The sequence below is a fragment of the Oceaniglobus trochenteri genome, from assembly GCF_020529025.1.
Lineage (GTDB): Bacteria > Pseudomonadota > Alphaproteobacteria > Rhodobacterales > Rhodobacteraceae > Oceaniglobus > Oceaniglobus trochenteri.
Genome location: NZ_JACNMM010000023.1, coordinates 1 through 20,690 on the forward strand (window position 1 = coordinate 1; position 20,690 = coordinate 20,690).

At 60.5% G+C, this 20,690-nt stretch carries 19 protein-coding genes and 3 pseudogenes; 7 read left to right on the forward strand and 15 right to left on the reverse strand.

Features of this window, described 5'->3' with window-relative positions; all coding sequences use genetic code 11:
* Both H7828_RS22170 and H7828_RS22175 read right to left on the reverse strand, forming a co-directional pair.
* Positions 1-301, reverse strand: a 301-nt coding sequence (locus tag H7828_RS22170; protein ID WP_226783251.1) for a transposase, incomplete at its 3' end; no start/stop codon positions are given.
* Positions 302-670: 369 nt separating this feature from the next.
* Positions 671-1,498 (reverse strand): replication initiation protein, encoded by an 828-nt coding sequence (locus H7828_RS22175; RefSeq protein ID WP_226783252.1) that lies wholly within the window; start codon positions 1,496-1,498, stop codon positions 671-673.
* Between the two features lie 476 nt (positions 1,499-1,974).
* Between H7828_RS22175 and H7828_RS22180 the strand changes: the two genes are divergently transcribed.
* Entirely contained in the window at positions 1,975-2,661 is a 687-nt protein-coding gene (locus H7828_RS22180; protein ID WP_226783253.1) for a ParA family protein, read from the forward strand.
* A 1-nt stretch (position 2,662) separates the two neighbouring features.
* Positions 2,663-3,019 (forward strand): hypothetical protein, encoded by a 357-nt coding sequence (locus H7828_RS22185; protein WP_226783254.1) that lies wholly within the window; start codon positions 2,663-2,665, stop codon positions 3,017-3,019.
* Between the two features lie 66 nt (positions 3,020-3,085).
* Here H7828_RS22185 and H7828_RS22190 read toward each other — a convergent pair whose 3' ends face one another.
* The 3 genes and pseudogenes from H7828_RS22190 to H7828_RS22200 form a co-directional block, all read right to left on the reverse strand.
* A complete protein-coding gene (locus tag H7828_RS22190) occupies positions 3,086-3,628 on the reverse strand; it encodes a recombinase family protein (RefSeq protein WP_226783255.1) in 543 nt (180 codons plus the stop codon).
* Positions 3,629-3,778: 150 nt separating this feature from the next.
* The gene (locus tag H7828_RS22195; protein WP_226783256.1) at positions 3,779-4,573 is read right to left on the reverse strand and encodes a hypothetical protein; all 795 of its coding nucleotides are present in this window, start codon (positions 4,571-4,573) and stop codon (positions 3,779-3,781) included.
* 67 nt (positions 4,574-4,640) lie between these two features.
* Positions 4,641-5,209, reverse strand: a pseudogene (locus H7828_RS22200) (IS3 family transposase); the annotation flags it as partial.
* A 180-nt stretch (positions 5,210-5,389) separates the two neighbouring features.
* On the opposite strand from H7828_RS22200, the gene H7828_RS22205 reads away from it, so the two are divergent.
* Together H7828_RS22205 and H7828_RS22210 are read left to right on the forward strand one after the other, a co-directional pair.
* Positions 5,390-6,034, forward strand: coding sequence for a MerR family transcriptional regulator (locus H7828_RS22205; protein ID WP_226783257.1), 645 nt, complete (start codon positions 5,390-5,392; stop codon positions 6,032-6,034).
* Positions 6,035-6,049: 15 nt separating this feature from the next.
* Positions 6,050-6,706 carry an RES domain-containing protein gene (locus tag H7828_RS22210; RefSeq protein ID WP_226783258.1) on the forward strand — a complete coding sequence of 219 codons (657 nt, stop codon included), beginning with the start codon at positions 6,050-6,052 and terminating at the stop codon, positions 6,704-6,706.
* 95 nt (positions 6,707-6,801) lie between these two features.
* Here the strand turns inward: H7828_RS22210 and H7828_RS22215 are convergent, their stop codons facing one another.
* From H7828_RS22215 to H7828_RS22255, 9 genes and pseudogenes are all read right to left on the reverse strand, one after another.
* The gene (locus H7828_RS22215) at positions 6,802-7,071 is read right to left on the reverse strand and encodes a hypothetical protein (RefSeq protein ID WP_226783259.1); all 270 of its coding nucleotides are present in this window, start codon (positions 7,069-7,071) and stop codon (positions 6,802-6,804) included.
* A 61-nt stretch (positions 7,072-7,132) separates the two neighbouring features.
* Positions 7,133-7,366 (reverse strand): annotated as a pseudogene (locus H7828_RS22220) (Tn3 family transposase); the annotation flags it as partial.
* 18 nt (positions 7,367-7,384) lie between these two features.
* Complete coding sequence (locus tag H7828_RS22225; RefSeq protein ID WP_226783260.1) at positions 7,385-10,459, reverse strand: alpha-mannosidase; 3,075 nt, start codon at positions 10,457-10,459, stop codon at positions 7,385-7,387.
* The gene (locus H7828_RS22230) at positions 10,456-12,180 is read right to left on the reverse strand and encodes an ABC transporter ATP-binding protein (RefSeq protein ID WP_226783261.1); all 1,725 of its coding nucleotides are present in this window, start codon (positions 12,178-12,180) and stop codon (positions 10,456-10,458) included. Before H7828_RS22230 ends, H7828_RS22225 begins: the two co-directional genes overlap by 4 nt.
* A gap of 97 nt (positions 12,181-12,277) precedes the next feature.
* Entirely contained in the window at positions 12,278-13,213 is a 936-nt protein-coding gene (locus H7828_RS22235) for an ABC transporter permease (RefSeq protein WP_226783262.1), read from the reverse strand.
* A gap of 3 nt (positions 13,214-13,216) precedes the next feature.
* Entirely contained in the window at positions 13,217-14,224 is a 1,008-nt protein-coding gene (locus tag H7828_RS22240) for an ABC transporter permease (protein WP_226783263.1), read from the reverse strand.
* A 118-nt stretch (positions 14,225-14,342) separates the two neighbouring features.
* Positions 14,343-16,076 carry an ABC transporter substrate-binding protein gene (locus tag H7828_RS22245; RefSeq protein WP_226783264.1) on the reverse strand — a complete coding sequence of 578 codons (1,734 nt, stop codon included), beginning with the start codon at positions 16,074-16,076 and terminating at the stop codon, positions 14,343-14,345.
* Positions 16,077-16,147: 71 nt separating this feature from the next.
* A complete protein-coding gene (locus tag H7828_RS22250) occupies positions 16,148-16,828 on the reverse strand; it encodes an MBL fold metallo-hydrolase (RefSeq protein WP_226783265.1) in 681 nt (226 codons plus the stop codon).
* A gap of 9 nt (positions 16,829-16,837) precedes the next feature.
* Positions 16,838-17,668, reverse strand: coding sequence for a phytanoyl-CoA dioxygenase family protein (locus H7828_RS22255; protein WP_226783266.1), 831 nt, complete (start codon positions 17,666-17,668; stop codon positions 16,838-16,840).
* A 233-nt stretch (positions 17,669-17,901) separates the two neighbouring features.
* Between H7828_RS22255 and H7828_RS22260 the strand changes: the two genes are divergently transcribed.
* Complete coding sequence (locus H7828_RS22260; RefSeq protein ID WP_226783267.1) at positions 17,902-18,678, forward strand: sugar phosphate isomerase/epimerase family protein; 777 nt, start codon at positions 17,902-17,904, stop codon at positions 18,676-18,678.
* Between the two features lie 149 nt (positions 18,679-18,827).
* Entirely contained in the window at positions 18,828-19,679 is an 852-nt protein-coding gene (locus tag H7828_RS22265) for a helix-turn-helix transcriptional regulator (RefSeq protein ID WP_226783268.1), read from the forward strand.
* A 509-nt stretch (positions 19,680-20,188) separates the two neighbouring features.
* Here the strand turns inward: H7828_RS22265 and H7828_RS22910 are convergent.
* Positions 20,189-20,548 (reverse strand): transposase, encoded by a 360-nt coding sequence (locus tag H7828_RS22910; protein WP_425354967.1) that lies wholly within the window; start codon positions 20,546-20,548, stop codon positions 20,189-20,191.
* A gap of 49 nt (positions 20,549-20,597) precedes the next feature.
* Between H7828_RS22910 and H7828_RS22275 the strand changes: the two are divergent.
* Positions 20,598-20,690, forward strand: a pseudogene (locus H7828_RS22275) (IS5/IS1182 family transposase); the annotation flags it as partial.

The window sequence follows — 20,690 nt, forward strand, 5'->3', positions numbered from 1 at the left end:
GGTGCGCCTTCAGGTAGGTGGCGTCGATCATCACAGTCTTCCCTTCGCCGTGTTCAGCAGCCAGGCCAGCCATCATCCGGGCGAAGATGCCCTTATCGCTCCATCGCTTCCAACGGTTGTACAGCGTCTTATGAGGCCCATACGCCGCAGGTGCATCGCGCCACCGTAAGCCGTTGCGATTGATGAAGATAATGCCACTCAGCACACGTCGGTCGTCGACGCGAGGCTTGCCGTGGGACTTTGGAAAGAAGGGCTCAAGACGCGCCATCTGCGCATCGGTCAGCCAGAAAAGATCAGACATGTTCACCGCTCGTTTTTCGAACCGTGAATCACGCAGCCAAGCGGAAATCAATGGGTCCTGACCCTAGGCAACTGGCTTTTGGAATGTGGCGAAAGGGGTTCTGATAAGTTGGTCTCTGTTGGCGGGTCGTTTTTAATGGAATGGCCAGAACGACGGTTTCTCGATCCCCATGCTCCTTCTCTTAAATTCAAGATTCAAGATTCTAAGATTCAGGGTTAATTTGAAAAGCTTTATCAAGGACTTGCTTGTTATAATGTGAGGGATCCGGGGGCTCCGGTGAGGTTTTCGGGGCATACTGTGAGGGATCCGGGGCATTAAAGTGAGGTTTTTGGGGAGGCTCAGGTGAGTTATCCACAGGCAGTATCCGCTTTATTCGCCGTCGTCGATGAGGCTTTGCACGTCCCCCCTACCCCGCCTGGCGAGCCTGTTCGGGCTTGGGTATGGGTCAGTCACGGTCGTCGCTGTCCCCGTGATCCTTGCTTTCCGCCCAACCTTAGAGCGATGCACTTCACGCCAAGCTGCTTCCATTTCGGCCTTTTCCTTCTGCCACCAGCCGACCCGGATGTGGGATACCTTTTTGCCGGTTTTGATGGGCACGATGGTCACGCCGAATGAGGCGAGTGCGTTGAGTTCCAGAACGGTTTGCTTGATCACGTGCTTGTTCAGGGCTCCGAAGGCGGCATACCGCCCCGGTTCCACCCCTAGAAGCTCCCGGAAATCGTCTAGGGTAAAATCTTGATAGCTTTTTCGGGTGAGCCCAGTCCACTGGCTGATATGCTCATACAAGCTCACCGAGTATTTTGAGCTGAAGGCCATCAGGACGGGGATCGAGATTTTTCCCCAGATCGCGGAATCCTGAAGGATTTCAACGAGCCGCTTGTCAAAACTGTAGTTTAGCACTCCGGCCGGACGGTCAGGATCATCGAGATCGTTTCCGCCCAGGAATTGAACGCGCCGTGTCCGACCGTCAGAGAGACGGACCTTCAATATGGTCGACATGAGCGCCTCGATCGCCTCTTCGACCTGCTCGTAACCTTTATGGCTGTCCGGCTTCAGATCGTCGATCTCGATCGTATAATCCTTACCTTCAACAACGCCCTGCATGTGGGCATTGTGCCAGAGAATGGTGATCGAACGGCGCGCGTTCAGCGTGAGCGCCTGGTGACCGGTGATCTGAATCAGTTCAGCCGGCTTCACCGCCTGATCCCGTCGGGGTTTCAGGTCGAAAACCTTAAGTGTTGTGTCCTGATCATGCTTCTTCACAAGATGCAGAATAGAGTAGGATCACCAAGTGTGAAAGATACTCCTCCACTTCATTCACATTTCCCCGAATACCTCACACTTAAGAGGGATGGGGTGTTCGCCGAATAAATAAAAACAAATATTTAACAATGAGTTGGGCAAAGTTTGGGTCTGGCCGCGAAGCTTGCCCGGATTCCTCACTTTTCGCGCTCATCGGCGGATTTGCCCACTGAATGTGGGTGGACGACCAGGCCTTTTTTACTGCCTCTTGAAGCTAGCCATACCTACAGCTTCTATGAAAAATATCAGTTAGCTACTAGATAGCTTAAAGATATCAGTTAGCTAGCAGATAGCTACTATAGTTATGGTGCTAGCTGCTAGCTACCAAATACTCTATAGTTGGGTCGAACCATGTTGCAGAAGGATGCCTCATGCCGGTCATAGCTTTCGCTAACCCCAAGGGTGGAGCTGGAAAAACCACCTCGGCGCTCCTCCTCGCCTCCGAACTGGCGAGCCGGGGTGCCAGCGTTACGATCATCGACGCCGATCCCGAAAAATGGATATCGCAATGGGGAGCACTTCCTGGACGCCCTACCAATATCACGATCGTTAGCGAAGTGACGGAGGAGTCGATCGTCGATCAGATCGAAACGGCCGCAGCCGAGGCGCAGTTTGTAGTGATCGATTTGGAGGGGACTGCCAGCTTGATGGTCGCCAACGCGATCGGCATGTCCGACCTCGTGATCATCCCGACTCAAGGCTCATCCATGGACGCCAAGGGCGCAGCGAAGACCATCCGTCTCATCCGCAATCAGGCGCGGATGGCGCGTCGTGATATTTCCCATGCGGTTCTCCTGACCAGGACCAGCGCGGCCGTGGCCTCACGTGCGATCCGGAACGTGCGGGAACAGCTCGACCAGGCAGGGATCCCGGTATTCGGGGCATCCATCATTGAACGCGCAGCTTACCGCGACATTCTCGATTATGGCGGGCTGTTGGAGGATCTTGATCGGGACCTGGTCAGCAATGTCGATAAGGCAGTCGAGAACGCACGGGCCTTCGTCGGCGAGGTGGTTGAACGGCTTAAGGCCGCCAGAGCAACAGGGGAGGTGGAGTAACATGGGACGCGACCGCGCAAACTTGGGTTTTTCTGATGATCCGGACGATCTTGACCTGAGTGATTTCAAGCCTCGACAGGCCCCGGTTCCGCGCCCGCCATCCGGAGAAATCAGCCTTGCTGCGGAGGTATCAGGATTCCGAAGCCGTGAACCAAAGGCGGTCGAAGGCCCGGTCGAGGGGTCAGGGGCCGCGGTGCCTCAGCGCCGCCGTCGCACGGGCCGGAACGCCCAGTTCAACCTCAAGGCTCGGCCGGAGACGATTGCGGCCTACTGCGCGCTGGCGGACCGTATGGGTTGGGGACTTGGCGAGACTCTGGAGAAGGCCGTCGAAATCCTGGAAGAGCATTACGGGGGCTAGTTGGGGCACACCAACTGGAGCGAGACCACACCGATGAGGCTGTGCAGGCCCCGACACCGTCTCCGGTCAGGCCACCCGCCTGATCGTTTTTTCGCTGACCTTGAACAATGAGGCTATCTCCGAAAGAGGCCGATGCTCCACGTCTCGCATCCGTTTCACCTCGATCTTCTGAGCCGGTGAAAGGGCAGGGGGTCGCCCCCCCACCCGACCTCTCTTACGGGCAGCCTCCAGCCCCTCCCTCGTTCGTTCGACGATCCGTTCCCGTTCAAACTGGGCGATCGACGCAAAAACATGAAACACCAAGCGACCGGCAGGGCTGGTCGTGTCGATGTCCTCTCCTAAAGATCGGAAACCGGCCCCGCGCTCCTGGATCAGGTCGACGAGCTCTAGAAGGTCCTTCAGGCTTCGGGCGAGACGGTCATATTTTGTGACAACGACGACGTCTCCGGCCCGAAGCTCGGTCAGAAGCCGGTCCAGTTCAGGCCGATTTCGGGCAGTTCCGGTGATCGTGTCCGCAAATACTCGTTCCGCCCCGGCGGAGGCGAGAATGTCACGCTGACCGTCAAGGTTCTGGTCCCGAGTCGATACCCGCGCATACCCTAAAATCATGGACACAAACCTCCCAATACTCCGACAGTTTTGTCATGGGTTTTTGTCCAGGTCAACTTGTTGAAATCTGGTAGGGCAGGGCGCAGGGACCAAAACGACCGTTTTCTGGTTCTACATTCTTTTAATCGTTCAAGAGTTGATAAAGCCTACTCAGGCGTTATCGCCGTTCCCGAAGGTGACCAATTGCTCACGCATAGCAGGGAACAACTCCTCCTTGGGCAGAGCCTCAATAGCCTTAGGCACAAGCCGATACTCGGTAAAGGGTTCGCCCTTCGCTTTGTGGGTCATATAGGCCTTCACCTGATCAGCGACCAGTCGCCAGAAGTCGATCGCATCGTCAACATGAACGCAGATAGCTTCGCCCTCGCTCGCCAGCATGCTTGAATAGTAGATGAGGCGTTCGCCGCTCATACCTGCACCGGTCCCGCCCTCACGAGCGTGCTCCGCAATAAGGGAATTCCGCGACACGATCCGCTCGTTAAGTTCCTGCATCATCCCCATAGCGCGGTGAACAAAAAGCGAAAGCGCAGGCATGTCCTTTCTGAGCGATGAATATTCAACAGCATCGGGCGGAGGCATCACGGACGTTCGGGGAAGGCTCATGTAGAAGTGCTGCAACGACTCTGACAGCGCTTTCAAAGCTGGCAGCTTCTTGGAACGGTCTGCCGGTCGAGTGTCGTAAATATCGACTGAGGCTGCTTTCATCTTCTCGACCTCGGGGCGCATCGCCTCGATCAGTTGCAGCTTGGAGTTGGCAAGGGCCTCGATGTTCGCCCCGGCGGCGGTGCTTAGACGGTTGAGGGCGTCCAGCGCTCTCCTCCAGTCCGCGTTCAACTGTAGATCGGCTTGTCTCTTCTGTTGGTAGTGAAAAGCGAGGATGCCGAGCCCGAAGCCTATGCCCGAACCGATTGCCGTCTGCGCTACGCCAAGCCAGAACTCCGACATACTCCCTCCTGACACTTAAAAAAACATATGAACCGCGCCGGGTTTGCCGGAGGCTGATTTGTCTTAGTTACGCGGCCATGTCTGATCTTTCCAGATCAGCGTAGAAGTTTGCCTCGGCTTCTGCGGGCGGGATATTTCCGATAGGCTCTCCAGCAGGCGGCGGTTGTTGAACCACTCGACCCATTCAAGGGTGGCATATTCGACGGCTTCAAAACTGCGCCATGGGCCACGTCTGTGGATGACCTCGGCCTTGAACAAGCCGTTGATTGTTTCGGCCAGAGCGTTGTCATACGAGTCCCCGACGCTGCCGACAGATGGCGCGATCTTGGCCTCGGCCAGCCGTTCAGTGTATTTTATCGACAGGTATTGCGACCCGCGATCTGAGTGATGCACCAATTGGTCCTGCGCCGGTCTGCGTTGATGAATGGCTTGCTCAAAAGCATCCAAGACAAAGCCGGCATTGGCCGTGCGACTGGCGCGCCACCCGACGATCCGGCGCGCATAAACATCAATGACGAACGCCACATAGACAAACCCCTGCCAGGTTGCGACATACGTGAAGTCGCTCACCCATAAGACGTTGGGCGCTGGCGCATGGAACTGGCGGCTCACTCGGTCCAGCGGACAGGGCATCGCCTTGCCATAACCCATAACAGATACTGGTTACCTTCCACTTCTGTTTTTGAGGTGTTGACGCGCTAAGACGGGTGACAAGCGATATGCGCCTAACGGAGCCTAACGCACCTTTACTAACGGAGCCTAACGCACCTTTACTAACGGAACCTAACGCACTATATTGTCTCGAGGAGGTGCGCGATGCAGTTCATGGAAAGTCTACATTCAAAAGCCGTGGCAGGGTGGAAGCCATCAAAGAGCTTCGAGCAGGATGTATCCGTTATCGAGGAAGCGCTTGAGGATGGCAACCGCGGCGCCTTGGCGGAAGCTGCGATGCATCTGGCTGCGCAGATCATCGAGCGCGCCAACGAATACCGCGACAAGAAGCCTTCTCTTGATGAGAAAGGGCAAGCAACGCTTGCGCGCTTCGGGGTCGACACGTCTGATCCCCTCAACAAGGCTGGCTTCCTGCGAGCCGATCCGGTGATCGAAGGCATGACCAGGCGGGCCCTGATGATCTCCAGCGCCGTGCCATCCGCCGAGGCGGCGGCCCGTCTCGGCGTCAGTGCCAGTCGCCTTCGCCAGCGGATCAAGGAAGGCACACTTCTTGCGATACGCCAGTCGAGGGGGCATGGATGGCTCATTCCCGCCTTTCAGCTGACCGAGGATGGCGAGCTTCCCCATCTTTCGCGCGTCCTTTCGGCGGCCACGCGCAGCCTTTCGCCCGAGGCCGTGGAGCAAGCCTTCGCGCTACCCAATGAAGATCTTGAGGGAATGTCGCCCCGCGATTGGCTGCTTTCGGGCGGAGACCCCGCGTCGGTTCAGATACTCGTCGCCGGCCTGTAAGAAAGACGAGACTTCGTGGCCGAGACCTTGCCATCCTCTCTCGGCGCGGCCGCCTTGTCGAAGGTCGCCCCGGAGATTTACCGTCTGCCGGCAGGCCACGAACTGCTTCGGATCTGGTCCTCTGATACGAGGTATCTTTCAGGTTTTTCACAGTTCAGGTTTTTCGGGCCCACCTCTTCGAGGTTCGATCACCACCTGCCGTCCAGTTCCGGCGCTCCTGTCATCGGCGACCGCGGCATCCTTTACGCCGTCGAGCAGGGATCTGATGCTGCAATTTCCGCTTTGGCGGAGGTGTTCCAATCCTCCCGCACCATCGACCTTACGACGGGCAAGCCTTTCCTGAGCATTTTCTCGACCACCCTGGATCTGAAGCTGCTAGATCTGACCGGCCACTGGACGACCCGTATCGGGGCCTCCGCCCTGATCTCATCCGGCCGACGCGAGATTTGTCGTGGGTGGAGCAGAGACTTCTATGATGCCTATCCGGACATCGACGGCATTCGCTACCGATCCTCGATGTCGGGGGGCGGGACGATCGCATTCGCCCTTTTCGAACGAGGCCTTCCGGCCATGCCAGCTTCTCCTGATGTTAACTTGTCGTTGAACGACCCCGTGCTGAGGCGAACGATTGCGCAAGCCGCTAGGTTGCTTGGCTTCCAGATCACCCCCTAAAATTCCAATGCCGGGTTACGCCCCCAATGGTGTTCGGCAGTCGCTCGAAAATCCGTGGGAAATCGCCTACAGTTCTGTTCTATGGGTATCAGCTATTAGAACGGTAGATCGTCGTCGACGTCGGCCACCACCGGTAGGGGCATGTTTGACAGGATGAAGAGCCGCAGGATGTCCTCCCGGTCGAGGAACATGATCTGGCTGCGGCGGGGCGCGTCGAGTTGCGCGCCGAGCCAGTTACGTGCCGCTTTGGTAATCGTCCTGCCTGCGACGAGGTCGGCGTGGTCGACTAGCACCTCGCGGTTGGCATCGGGATCGAAGATCGCGTGGCCAAGCATCACGGTCACTTGGTTCAGAATTTCTGCCACGTTGGCGTTTCCCGAACGCGACTTCCCTGCCGCATCAACCGTTCCGCGCTTGGCCTGCACCCCGACCCTCGGTCGTCCTGTCGCGAATTTCACCCTGTCGGCCGATCCGCAGCGCGTTCTTCAGCGCGTGGTGCGCCTTGCCCTTGTTGAGGCCGATCTTGACGCGGCGCTGCATGTCGGTGTTCAGGACCCATTCGATCATGAACAGCGTCCGCTCGACGCGGCCGACCTCGCGCAAGGCGACGGCAAGGTCGTTCTGGCGGGGATAGGACGCCAGCTTGCGCAGGATCTGGCTGCACGACCTCGACCGGTTTTATGACACACCTCCTGCGATCTCGGGCAGGCAGCGCAGAGACAGGATTTCGAAAGGTTTCAGCGTCAGGGTAACGTTGTTCTGGTCGAGCTCCAGCGTGCTCATGTCGTTTTCCAGCAGGTCGCAGACCGTGACGCTCTGCATCGCGCGCCCGAAAACCAGTCGCACCGGGCCGCGCCTGCGATCTGCCTCATAGAGCCGCAGGATAAAGCCGCGCCCGTCTTCGGCCGGCTTCAGCGTTTCCATGATGACATTTTCGGCACCGCAGGACACGAGCGGCTGCCTGTCTGTGACACCGGGCAGGACGATCACCGGATCGTTCAGTCGCCGCGCCTCGGCCCGGACATCGGCCCGGTCCCCGGCATGGGGCATGAGCGCATAGGTGAACCGGTGACGCCCCTGGTCGGCGCCTGGATCGGGACTGGTTGAGGATTTCACCAGCGTCAGGCGGATCACGTTGTCGCGGATGTCATAGCCGTATTTGCAATCGTTGAGCAGCGCGACGCCGAACCCGCCTTCGCCGAGGTCGGCCCATTTCTGGGCGGGAACCTCGAAGCGGGCATAGTCCCAAGTGGTGTTGCGATGGGTTGGTCTTTCGATTTCGCCCCACTGGATGTCGTAGGTGGCGCGCGACTGGTGGATATTCACCGGGAATGCGACCTTGAGCAGCGTGTGCTGCTCGGCCCAGTCGATCTCGGTCACGAAGTCGACGCGCGGGCTTCCGGCGGTGAGGCGAATGTCCTGGGTGATGTGACTGTCACGATAGGTGCAGTTGATGCGCAGGGCGGCGCGCAGGGGGCCGTCCTCCACGATCTCGATTTCAGCTGTCCCGTCGATTCGCTGGCTGCGATCCTCGTGAAAGACGTCGATGTCCCAAGCATCCCAGGAAAGCGGCCGGTCCTCGAAGGCCCAAAACTGGTTGCCGGTCTCCCCCGGGGCCAGCGCCTCGCGCCCGGTCGGCAGGTGATACAGGCCGGTCAACGCGCCGTCGCGGGAAATGGTCAATCGCAAGAGAGAATTTGCAAGGATGAAATCATCGCCCTCACGAGTGAGTGTGACGGGCGGCGGCGGGATATCTGCCTGCGACAGCGGCACGAGCCCATAGGCGGCCAGAGAACCGGCGGCAACAAGACTGCCGCCTTCGACGCTTTGGCCTTCGTCGCTCCCCGGCAGGAAGGTCACCGGCGCGGATGCCACTGGCGCGGGATTAAACAGGCTTGTGCCTTGGCCACCGCTCAGCCGGGCGAAGGCCATGTCGCGCAGGGCGCTCGTGTCGGCCTGCACTGCCGCGTAGTCGCGCCGGGCGTCTTCGAAGACCACGGGGATCGAGGTGCCGGTCAGGATGTCGTGGAACTGATTGAGGCAGACCGTGCGCCAGGCTGTTTTCAACCGTTCGCGTATCTCCTGCGGCGCGCCGTCTGGCCAGGCTAACACCACAGCCGCCTCGGTGTCATGCAGTGCCCGTTCCGCCAGCCGGTTGGCGCGCTTGATCCAGGCCTGCGAGGTCAGTGTGCCGCGGTGTCCTTCAAGGTATAGCTCGTCGTTCCAAGTCGGCAAACGGTCCGATTGCTCCCGGATTGCCTCCAGCGCCGGGCCGATACGACCCATCTGAACCTTGGGTGCGCCGGGCATTGCCTCGTAGGCGCGCGACTTGAGGATCAGTTCTTCGCTCGGCCCCCCGCCGCCGTCGCCGTAGCCGTAGGCGATCAGGAAGTTGTTCACATCAGGACCGGAGGTGGCGTTTGTGACAGTGCCGATCACCTCGGCCGCGCTCAGATCAGACTTGTAGTTGGTCGGGAAGGGCAGGTGCTGCACCTCGCGCGGAGTAGTAAGGAACTGCGCCAGCACGCGCGATCCATCCAGCCCCTGCCACCATATGGTGGATGAGGGCATCCTGTTGTATTGGTTCCAATTCAACTTGTTAGTGACGAAATACTCCAGCCCCGAGAGCTTCATCAGCTGTGGCAGCGACCAAGGAAAGCCAAACGTGTCGGGTAGCCAGAGAACCGGGGTTTCGACGTCACCGAATGTGTCGCGGAAATATGTCCGGCCCAGCAGGATCTGTCGCACCAGCGCCTCGCCGCCGGGGATGTTGCAATCGCTTTCCACCCACATGCCGCCCATGACCTCCCAGCGGCCTTCAGCGACACGCGCCTTGATCGCCTCGAAGATTTCGGGGAAGTCCTGTTTCGTGTAGTCGTAAAGCTGCGGCTGGGAATGCGAGAAGCAGAACCCCTTGTCCTGTTCCATCAGGCGCAACACGTTGGACGAGGTGCGGGCGTTCTTCTGGCGGATCTGATCAACGGGCCAGAGATAGGCGATGTCCATATGCGCATGGCCCACCGCGTGCAGGATCTCGGGGTCGGGCGGTGCGATCTCGGCCAAGGAGGTCTTCAACCCCGCGTGGGCGTCCGGGACGGAGGCGCGCAGCGCGTCGCCAAGCGGATCGCGGGTGTCGAGGGTGACGAAGGCGACGTCAAGCGCCTGCAACATCCGGTCGCGCAGCCGGTCGCCGGGGTCGCGGCTGGTGGCCACGTCCAGCGCCACCTCGGCCAGCACTAGGAAGTCGCGCAGGTCAGGATCCACGTCGACCACATGGCAGGGGCGAATCTGCAGGCGATCCGGGTTCTTCGGATCGGGCGGCCAGCCGGTTAGACCGGTCCAGCCCTGCAGCATCAGTTCGTGCTCGGTGCCATCGGCCAGCGCCGGGTCCAGCGCGATCAGCTGGTGATGCCGGTCGGCGGAGGCCAGGGCCCGGCCGTCGATGTGCAGAAGCGCCTCGGGGTGGGTGAAGATGTCGCCCGCCACGCCGAGCGGCAGATAAAGCGCCGGGTTTGTGTAATCCTTGGGCACATCAAACCGGCTGCGCAGCACGAAATGCGTGTTCTGCCCAGCCCAGTAGCTGTCCCAGGCGACGGCACCGCGCGGCGTGCCGGTGCCGGGTTTGGCCGTGGCGTCGAATAGTTCCTCGAGGTCGAACTCGGGCAGGGGATGACGCGCGCGGAGGATGAGCGGGCGGATCAGATCGATCCGCTTGCCAATCTTCTCGGCGGTGAAACGCAATTGGTGGTTCATGCGCGCACGCTCAGATCGAAGCCGGGGATATCGCCACGGAACACGGTGTCGGCCGCCTTGCCTTCCGCCAGCGCCTCGAGCCCCTTCTGCGCCTCCTCGGCTGAGCCCCAATCGCGATCGAGATCGGGCCAGGGGATCGAGTCGATCAGCAGTCGGGTATAGGGATGTTGCGGCGCGCCGATCACTTCTTTCGGCGGGCCGGCTTCTACCACGCGGCCGTGGTAGAGCACCATGACGTAATCGCTCACGTGATAGGCGGTGGCAAGGTCGTGGGTGATGTAGAGGATCGAGATGCCGTGCTTGTCCTTCAGGTCATGGATGTTCTTGAGGATCGTGGCGCGCAGCGAAGCATCGACCATCGACACCGGCTCATCGGCGATCAGCAGTTTGGGCGATAGCATCAGCGCGCGGGCGACGATCAGCCTTTGCCGCTGTCCGCCTGAAAGCTGGTGCGGATAGCGCCGGAGCACCAGTGTGGGATCGAGCCCCACGGCGTGACAGGCGTCTTCCATTGCCTTGCGGGTGTGGGCGCTGCCTTTCGACAGGCCGAAGCGCTTGAACGGAAAGCTGAGCGCGTGGTCAACGCGGTAGAAGGGGTTGAAACAGGCATAGGGGTCCTGGAACACCGCCTGCACATCCTTGCGGAAGGTGAGCGAATCCTGCGTGCTCAGCCGGTTGATATCCTTGCCGCGAAAGGTGACCCGCCCCTCACTCGGCGCGGTGAACCCCAGCATCAGGCTGCCCATGGTGGATTTTCCCGAGCCAGACTGACCCACAACCGAGATGATCTTGGGTTGTTCGCCATCCAGCGAGAAGGATAGCGGGTGCAGAGCCGTAATCTCACCGTAGCGCTTGGTGACGCGGTCGAATTCCAGCAGCGGCCCGGCCTCGCCGCGCAGCACTGCCGGGGCGCTTTTGATAAAGCTCTCGCCGCCAACCAGCGGGACCGAGGAAATCAGCTGCCTCGTGTATCCGTGCTGCGGGTCCTCGATGATCTGGCGAACGGTGCCGTATTCTACCAGTTTTCCCAGCTTCATCACCGCGAGATCGTCGACCGATTGCGCCATCAGCCCCATGTCGTGGCCGATCAGGATCAGCCCTGCGCCGATGGTCTCCTGCACTTCGCGTAAAGTCTGCATCACTTGCCGCTGGGTGATCACGTCCAGCGCCGAGGTAGGCTCGTCAGCAATCAGCAGGTCGGGTTTGAGGCAAACACCGATGGCGATGCAGACCCGCTGCTTCATGCCCCCAGAGAGCTCGTGCGGATAGAGCTGCCCGACCGAGGCCGGCAGGCCAACGCTTTCCAGCACCGTGCGTGAACGGCGCTCGAGTTCGCCCTGTTCCACGCGGCCCTCATGGGCGACGATACCATCCCAAATCTGGTTCTCGATCCGCATCACCGGGTTGAGCGAGTTCATCGCGCCCTGAGGGATATAGGCGATCTTCTTCAACCGGACCCGGCGCATCTCGTCGTCGGAGAGTTTCAACACGTTGGTGTCGCCCAGCGAATGCAGGTGGATTTCTCCTTCCGAGACATAGCCGGGCGCGGCCAGCATCCGCATCGCGGCCAGCGCCGTGGTGGTTTTGCCCGAGCCGCTCTCGCCGATGAAACCGACGCGGCGGCCTTGTGGCACCGAGAGCGAAAAGTTGCTGACCGCATGCACCACACCCTTGGAGGTGGGAAAGTCGATCGAGATGTTATTGATGTCGAGAATGGTCATGTTGGTCACTCCGCACCCCGGACGTGTTCCGGGGGCTCGTGGTTGGCAGGGAGGCCCCGGTGCAGGCCCAGGGCACGATGTCTTGACGTTGACCGCATCACAGTTTCCTCAGGCGTGGGTTGGACACTTCGTCGAGCCCGAGGTTGATTAGAAGTAGGCCGATGAACATCAGGCCCAGCAGGATGGTCGGCAGGCCCCACCACCACCACAGGTTCTGGATCAGCGCGCCGGAATTGATCGCTTCGTAGATGATGCGGCCGAGGGTCGGGATACGCTGCGGCCCGAGACCAAGAACTTCGAGGCCCACGGCGGTGACGATGGCGGTGGTGACGTTGGCAATGAAGGAGCCGAAAAGATAGGGGACCAAGTTGGGCATCATCTCGCGGAACATGATGTGCATGGTTGAGGCACCGGAGAGCCGCGCCATCTGGACATAGCCGCTTTCGCGCATCGACAGCACCTGCGCCCGGATCAGCCGGGTGGGAGACTGCCACATGAATGCGGCGATCAGGATCGCCATCAGGGTCAGGCTGACATCGCCGAAAGCGGCTTGGAAGACCACGAGGATCAGTAGCGGCGGGATGGTGATCATCACGTCCGACAGTATGCGGATAGTGTCGTCCTTCCGCCCGCCGAGGAATCCGGCGGAGAACCCCAGAAAAATGCCAATGCTCATGCCGATGACAGAGGCCAGGAGCCCCACGAAGAGCGAGTTCGGCGCGCCGATCACGATTAGCGCCAGAAGGTCGCGGCCCGCCCCGTCGGTGCCCAGTGGAAAGCCCGCCTGCCCGGACTGGCCGCGTAGGTTCTCGAAGCCGATGGGCGGCAGTTTCAGCGGTGCCGAGCCGGTGAAGACCAGATCAGTGTTCCAGAACAGGCGCCCTAGGATGCCCAGGGTCACAATTCCCAGCATCAGCCCCGCGCCCCAGATCAGTTTCGGGTTGCGCCAGGGATTGTCGAACCGTTTCATGCGGCGGATCTGGCGGGCGGTCAGGTCGGGCTTGGCAACCCCTGCGGTGTTGTGTGTGGTCATGACTTACTTCCCGTGCCGGATACGGGGGTCGATCAGCGGGTAGATCAGGTCGACGATGAAGACCGAGAGCGCGGTCATCAGGATGATGACGAAACTGACCCCCTGGATGACCGGGAAATCCTGATCGAGGATGGCGTCGTAGAGTAGCTTTCCCATACCGTTGTAGGCAAAGATGCGCTCCACCAGCACCTGGCCAGCGATCAGCATGCCGATTTTCAGCGCAAAGGCTGTGATCTGTGGCAGGATCGCGTTGCGGATCATGTATCTGTAGAGAATATAGCGTGGGCGCAGCCCCTTGGCCTTGGCCAGCGTGGTGTAATCCTCGCCCTGCACGCCGATCATCAGGCCGCGCATCCCCAGCGCCCAGAAGCCGAAGGTGACGACGACAATTGAAAGCGCCGGCAGGAAGCCGTGATAGAGCACGGATTGCACGAAGTCCCAGGTCCAGCCGGGTTCCACGGTCAGGCCGTAGGCGCCGGTCAGCGGGAAGAGCTGCAGCTTGGCTGAGAAGATCCACATCAGCAGCAGCGCCGAGAGGATCGGCGGAATCGAGGTCAGCACCATGGCGGCAGGGATGGCGACCTTGACCAATTTCGGTGAATGTTCCCAAACCATGAGTGCGCCCAGTAGATTGCCAATGAAGAAGGTGATGGTGATCGAGATCAGCATCAGCCCCAGCGTCCAGGGCAATGCGTTGGCGATCAGCGCTGAGACCGGCGTCGGGAAGTTGGCGGTAGAGAGACCGAAATCGAACTGCACCACGCCCCAGAGATAACGGACATATTGCACGATCCACGGCTGGTCGATGCCTAGTCGGGAACGCAGCTGCGCCAGGATCTCTTCGGAATTTCCGACCGTGCCGGCACCGGCGGCCATGCGGCCGAGCGCGATCTCGGCCGGGTCCACGGGGGACAAGCGGGGAATGATCCAGATCAGTGTGGCGGCGATGAAGATCGTCAGCACCAACGTCACGATTCGGTTGCCGAGGTAGCTTGCGGGAATGCGTATCATGGCCGCTCCTTTGGGTCGTCAAGTGGGGTTGGCGCCCGTGTCGAGGGACTTTTGTGACCCGGACCGGTGGAGATCGGTCCGGGTCGGTGCGGGGCCCGTTAGGACCGAGTGGAGAGGATCACTCGGCCTTTTCCAGATGGTGGATGATCTGGTGTGTATGCCCCCACCAGAAGGCGGGATGGTTATAGGCGTTCTCGGCGGTGGGCCAGCCCGTCCAGTAGGTGGTGTTAAACGGCAGGAGCTTGGCCGCCTGCACCAGCGGGATGAAGGGCATTTCGGCATCCAGATGCTGATAGGCCTCGGCCACCAGCCCCGGCAGCGCCGGATCGTCGCCGGCCAATTTGGCCATCCGGTCGACGACTTCGGTATAGGCCGCCGCCGCGTCGCTGTTCCAGCGGGCGGTGTTGTTGAAACCCGGGCTGCGTTCGCCCACCGGCACCACGCTGTCGGTGGTGTAGCGCGACATCGAGGTCCAAGGCTCGTTCACCGAGCCGCAGGAAAGCCAGGAATAGCTCATCTCGTAGCTACCGAAGGGCAGCACCTCGCCCCAGAAAACCCCATTCTCCACCGGCACCGCCTTGGCCTTAATGCCCGCGCGGTTCAGCTGTTCGACGATCATGTCGATGGTGCGGGTATATTCGGTCGAAGCCGAGTTGACGTGGATGTCGACCCCGAGATCCTCGCCGTCCTTTTCATAAATGCCGTCCGAGCCCATCGTATATCCAGCGGTTTCGATGGCGGTCCTGGCGGCGTCCACATCGGCAACGGCCGTCAGCCCGTAGCCCGCTTCGACCGCGGCGTCGATATAGGGCTGCATGGCGCCATATTTCACGAACATGGTCTCCGACGGCACGGTGGTGCCCTCATAGGCGATGTTCACGATCTGGGTGCGGTCGATGATGTCGGCCACGGCCCTACGCATCGCCGGATCGTCCCAGGGCGCGACGGTGGTATTGATCTCCAGCTGCCGGGCGCAGGGATCGGGCCAAGCATAGGGATAGTCGTCATGCCAAGCGATTACCGCCGGGTTCTGCGCCTGCACTGCCTCAAAGCTGCCGATGGTTAGATTTTGCGACGCGTCGATCTGGTTCGAGGCCAGAAGCTGGGCACGGCTTTCCTCGCCGCCAGTCTCTAGCCAGATCAGCCGCTGCGGCGCGGGCAGATCCTGAAACCCGACCTTGGCGCCCCACCAGTCATCGTTACGATCCCAGATCATTCGGTTGGTGGCACCCGACACATAGGTGTAGGGTCCGGTGCCGATCGGCGGGAAGAAGGCGAAGGTGGCCGGGTTCTCGGCTTGGCTCCAGATATGCTCGGGCATGACGAGGAACGAACTGAATATGCGCACCCCGAAGTTCTCGGTCGGAAAGCGCGGGTTCGGTTCGGTCAGGTTGAACTGCACCGTCAGATCGTCGATCTTCTCGACGCTGGCGACCTGAGCACGGATATTGGCTGCCTCCCGCTCGGACAATTCATCGTTGCCCAGCACCATGTTGACGGTGAAGACTACGTCATCGGCGTTGAAGGCTTCGCCGTCAGACCATTCCACGCCCTCGCGCAGAGCCATCGTCCATTCGCTGAAGTCCTCGTTCGGCTCGATGCCGGTCGCAAGCCATGGGTCGAGCTCGCCGGTGGTATAGTTCAGGATGAACAGCGGCTCCCACATCGCCTGATGTGCGCCATGTTCGCGCTTGGTGCCGGCGGTGAACCAGTTGAAGTTCTCGGGGTCCTTGATCGTTCTGTCGAGATCGAAGATCACCGTGTCCTCGCGCGCCACGTCTTGGGCGATGGCCGGTCCCATGGCGGTCAGCAGCATGGTCGTGGCTATCAATGTCTGTCTCGTGAGATTCATTCTTTCCTCCCTGATGTGTCGCGTCCTGCGGTTTGTTCTTCCGGGCTCTCCCCGCCCGGATCCGCTTTGCCCTACCGGGCGTAGTCCATGACCAGCACGCGGGTCTGTTCCGGCAGGCTGTCCTTGGTGACATCTGCCTCGCAGCCGAAGGCGAAATCCACCTCCTTCTCTTCGTCGAAGTACGACAGGAAGGAGTTGATCCAGAAAAGGCTCCGCGGCTTGTAGCAAAGTGTGCGGAAGTGCATCGGAATGACCAGCTTGGGCCGGGTGGCGTCGATCAGCCGCTTGACCTCGTCCAGCCGTGTGGTGAATTGCCCGCCCGCCAGCGTCAGTAGGATGTCGGTGCCTTCGAAAAACGCGGTCTGCCGGTCGTTCAGGTCGTTGCCGATGTCGCCCATATGGGCGATCTGCATCCCGTCCACTTCGAACCGATACATGGCGTTGGCGCCGGGTTCGTGCAGTGGGTGGTCCTCGACCTCCACCGCTTCGATCGCCCGGACCTCGACCCCGCCGACCTCGGCCCGGCCCCCGGCGCGCACCGCGTCGAGGGTGTTGTAGGTCTCCGGATCGCCCGGGATCAGGTCGGAGCGGCAATGCGCGCTGTCATCGTCCGACGATGTAAGCACAAGGTCGGCCGCATCTTCCATCGGCCCGAAACCCAGTTCTTCGGGCGTATAGGGATCGGTCACGATGCGAAACCCGTCATCCCGGGTAAGCATGAAGGCCGCCTGTCCATACCACTTGATCTTCATGGCAAAACCTCAGTTGTTGCCCACCACATGCGGGCTGGACGTCTTGGTGATGTCGTCGTTCTCGGGCCGCGGGTGATGCGTCCAATGGCCGGAGGGATCGCTGCCGCGGCAGATGATCGACTCGACACCCTTGGCCCAGTCCGCATCCATCATCCGGCTATCCGGCGAACAATAGCGCAGCGTCAACGCACAACGCCGCCGGTCCGAGACATTGGCGAGGCTGCCATGCGCCAGCATGTCGGCATGCATCGACATCTGCCCGGCCTTCAGCACGTTGGTGAAGGGCGCACCCATCTCTTCGGTGACGGCGATGCCCTTGTGAAACACCGAATCCGCGCCCATCTCGGTTTCCGGGATCTTGCCCTGTGTGTGACTGCGCGGCAGGAAACGCATGGCCGAGTTTTCCTCGTCGGCGTCGTCAATGGCCAGCCAGACGGTGACGGTGCGCGCCGGCGACAGCGACCAGAAACTCGCGTCCTGGTGCCAGGGCACCTGTTTCGGATCGTGCGGCTTCTTTGACAGCACGGCACTGGCCCAGCAAATGATGTCGGGTCCGATGATGTCCTGCACCCGGTCGAGAATGCGGCTGTCGGTCGCAATGTCCCACAGCCCTGCAAGCCGCGCTTGGTAGCAGTTGATGCCGTAATGGCCGTTCTCGCCGAGGGCTGCCATCAGCCCGTCGACATATGTCCGGATTTCGCCAATTTCGCCGGCGTCGAAAATATCAAACGGCTGGGCGAAGCCTTCGCGGTTGTAGTGATCGATCTGCTCCCCCGTCAGAACGCGGGCTTGCGTAGGATCGGCGGTTTTGAACGACAAATCAAGTGATTGCATGAGCATGTAATGTTTCCTCCGAGGAGGATATTACGCCTGTCAGGCGCTTCAGGAGATAGCCTGGCTTGATAAAATTATGTGGTATTTTGATTTTGTGAAGGCGAGCCGTTGCGGCTTGACATCGGAATGCGCCAGTCCTGTGATCGTGAAATCAACGTTGCGAGACTCCAATGGATCAATACAGAACAACCTGGGGCCAAGTCGGTCCCGGAAATGTCTGGCCGACACTTAGCAGCTTCATGCGTTGTGCGGCGAGGGAGGGCTATGCCGGGGTGGAGTTCCCGCTGGCGCAACTTGCTTTCGAGGCAGAAGACGAGGCCACGGCCATCGCGCGGGTGCGCGATGCGAAGGCGGAAACCGGGCTGAAGGTAAGCACGCTGATCGCCACGCGACCGACGGATTACGGCAGCGCAGCGGAGCATCTGGCGGATTTCCGGCGGCAATCCAGGATTGCCGCAGAACTGAGAGCATCCCTTATGGTGGTGCATGCGGGCGCGGATTCCTTCGACGACAACACCGCCCTGGGCTACCTGCGCGATGCCGCCAGAGTGGCGGAGGATCACGGTCTTTTCGCCTGTATGGAGACCCACCGGGGGCGGCTCTTGAACGATCCGTGGCGCACGGCCCGCCTACTTGACGCCTTGCCCGACATGCAGCTGGCGCTTGATGTCAGTCACTGGCACGTGATCGTTGACCGCGAACCTTTGGACCTGATGGACCTCTTCGACGAGGCCGCGCGGCGCAGTGGCCATGTTCATGCCCGGATCGGGCACGAGAAGGGCCCGCAGGTGCCGCATCCCGCCGATCCGATCTGGGAGGGCCATCTGGCGCTGTATCGCCGCTGGTGGACCATCGCGCGTGACGCGATGCAGGCGCGGGGGCAAGCCTTCGGCGTGACCGCAGAATTCGGCCCGCCCCCATATATGACGACGCGCCCCTTCAGCGGAGAGAGGGACGCGGACCTGGTGGAGTTGAACCGCTGGATGCGGGATCGGTTGGAAGAATGGTTTGGCTGACGCTGGTGCTTGCGCACGGCCGTGAGACATCCGGCAGGTCGTCGACAGTCGAAACCCGTATCGATCTGCGCATCGACCGGCCAATCAATTCCTGCTCTGGAATGGTTTTCCTTCATGGATAGCGGCGGAATCTGTGCTAATTTGTTCTGATGCAGTTCCGCACCTTCACGATCAACTCCTACATCGGCGCGCAAGAGTCCTTTCACTTTGCCCGCAAGGAGTTGGATGCGCGCTGGCCCGCCTACTCGCACGATCACGACTATTACGAACTATTCTTGGTAGAGCAGGGCATGGCGCGGCACCGGATCAACGGCCGCACCGAAACCCTGCCGCGGGGATCTCTGGTTTTCATTCGTCCTAGCGATACGCATGGGTTCCAAGCCTCTGCCGAGTATGGCTGCCAGATCATCAACGTGATCTTCCGCACCGAAACCGCCGATCACTTGTTTGCGCGCTACGGTGAGGAACTGGGGCGGCGGTTCTTCTGGGTCGAGGGGCCGCAGCCAGACACCTTCCTGCTGTCCGGGCCGCGGCTGGAACGGGCGATCAATTCCTCGGCCGAGATGCAGACCGCGCGGCGCACCCTGGCGCGGATCGAGCAATTCCTGCTCTATCTCATGACCCGGGTGATCGACTATGCGATCATCCTGCCTGAAGGGACCCCGCGCTGGCTCGTCACAGCCTGCCAAGCAGCGCGTACCCCGAGAGTGTTCCGGCGCGGCGCGGCCGGTTTCGTCGAAGCGGCAGGCCGGGGGCATGAGCATGTCTGTCGGACCACGCGCAAGCATCTTGGCGTGTCGCCCAGTGCATACGTCAATCGCATCCGCATGGAGCATGCGGCGATGCATCTGGGATCCTCCGACAGGCCAATCCTCGACATCTCGCTGGACTGCGGGATCGAGAACCTGAGCCATTTCTACAAGCTCTTCCGCGACGTATACGGTAACACACCGAGCCAATACCGAAAGTTCCACAGGGTTGACCCGGTGCAGCCCGGGTGAGGCTACACGCCGATCTTTCATATGGACTCAAGCAAATGAGGGGGCAGTTCTCAGCGACAATCAACGCACTTTCTGGTTCCTCAGTTGGTGCTCTCCACTTTTTCAGGGCAAGTCCACGGCACGTCGCTCGACTGGTTGTCATTTTGGTTGATCGGAGGCAGATCGAAGCAAGAGAGCGCGCCTCAAAGATATATCTCTTCCCCGCGGGTCCGGAGCGAGCGGCCGCTATGACGACATCCGACATCTGATCCAACCAAGTCGGCACGAAGGCCCTAAGCAAAATCTCTTATGGGGCTTCTCCCCACTGTCGCAATTCCTCCTGTGACAGGGGTTCGGTGAAGTCCGGGATACTTTTCGCGGGGACGATCCCCTCCAACAGCCCGAGGCGCACACCGCTCGAGGCTGAAACAGGCGTCATCCGCACGACGGGGACCCCTCCGCGCGCGATCAGAACCTCCTCCTGTGTTTCGGCATGCAAAACTGGGTCCGACTCAGTTTCTGTGACGTCTTCATGCCGAATGCTGGAGACGTGCAAGAAGAAGGTCGATACCAGCTGCACCATACATCTGCCGTTTCAGCATCTTCAGCCTGTTGATCTGGCCTTCAATCTGGCCGTTGGACCAAGGCTCGCGAAGCGCCGCCGCAACCGCGTCGAGATCGGCAGAGAGCCCGCGCGAAAAGGCGGCCAGTCCAGACGCCTTCGCCTGATCCAACCAGTCAGCCAGCCCGTCCTCCTCGCCGTTGCGGACCATGGAGGTGAAGGCATCGAGGAGCCGACGGTCCTGCGCCAGTTGCGGCAGAGCGTGCTCGACCTGCGTGACGAATATGCTGTCCGTCTTCGAGAGGTGGTGCCGACCAGAGGCCATCATGCGGGCAATCTTGCGGCTCGGAGGACACTTGCCTGAGCCATGGGGGATGGCTGCTGAACACGGCGAAGGGAAGACTGTGATGATCGACGCCACCTACCTGAAGGCGCACCGTACAGCGACCAGTTTGGGCGTTAAGAAGGGG

Coding starts and splice junctions, on each gene's coding strand:
- H7828_RS22180 (WP_226783253.1), top strand. CDS start 1,975: ATGCCGGTCATAGCTTTCGCTAACCCCAAGGGTGGAGCTGGAAAAACC.
- H7828_RS22185 (WP_226783254.1), top strand. CDS start 2,663: ATGGGACGCGACCGCGCAAACTTGGGTTTTTCTGATGATCCGGACGAT.
- H7828_RS22190 (WP_226783255.1), bottom strand. CDS start 3,628: ATGATTTTAGGGTATGCGCGGGTATCGACTCGGGACCAGAACCTTGAC.
- H7828_RS22195 (WP_226783256.1), bottom strand. CDS start 4,573: ATGTCGGAGTTCTGGCTTGGCGTAGCGCAGACGGCAATCGGTTCGGGC.
- H7828_RS22205 (WP_226783257.1), top strand. CDS start 5,390: ATGCAGTTCATGGAAAGTCTACATTCAAAAGCCGTGGCAGGGTGGAAG.
- H7828_RS22225 (WP_226783260.1), bottom strand. CDS start 10,459: ATGAACCACCAATTGCGTTTCACCGCCGAGAAGATTGGCAAGCGGATC.
- H7828_RS22230 (WP_226783261.1), bottom strand. CDS start 12,180: ATGACCATTCTCGACATCAATAACATCTCGATCGACTTTCCCACCTCC.
- H7828_RS22235 (WP_226783262.1), bottom strand. CDS start 13,213: ATGACCACACACAACACCGCAGGGGTTGCCAAGCCCGACCTGACCGCC.
- H7828_RS22240 (WP_226783263.1), bottom strand. CDS start 14,224: ATGATACGCATTCCCGCAAGCTACCTCGGCAACCGAATCGTGACGTTG.
- H7828_RS22245 (WP_226783264.1), bottom strand. CDS start 16,076: ATGAATCTCACGAGACAGACATTGATAGCCACGACCATGCTGCTGACC.
- H7828_RS22250 (WP_226783265.1), bottom strand. CDS start 16,828: ATGAAGATCAAGTGGTATGGACAGGCGGCCTTCATGCTTACCCGGGAT.
- H7828_RS22255 (WP_226783266.1), bottom strand. CDS start 17,668: ATGCTCATGCAATCACTTGATTTGTCGTTCAAAACCGCCGATCCTACG.
- H7828_RS22260 (WP_226783267.1), top strand. CDS start 17,902: ATGCGTTGTGCGGCGAGGGAGGGCTATGCCGGGGTGGAGTTCCCGCTG.
- H7828_RS22265 (WP_226783268.1), top strand. CDS start 18,828: ATGCAGTTCCGCACCTTCACGATCAACTCCTACATCGGCGCGCAAGAG.
- H7828_RS22910 (WP_425354967.1), bottom strand. CDS start 20,548: ATGATGGCCTCTGGTCGGCACCACCTCTCGAAGACGGACAGCATATTC.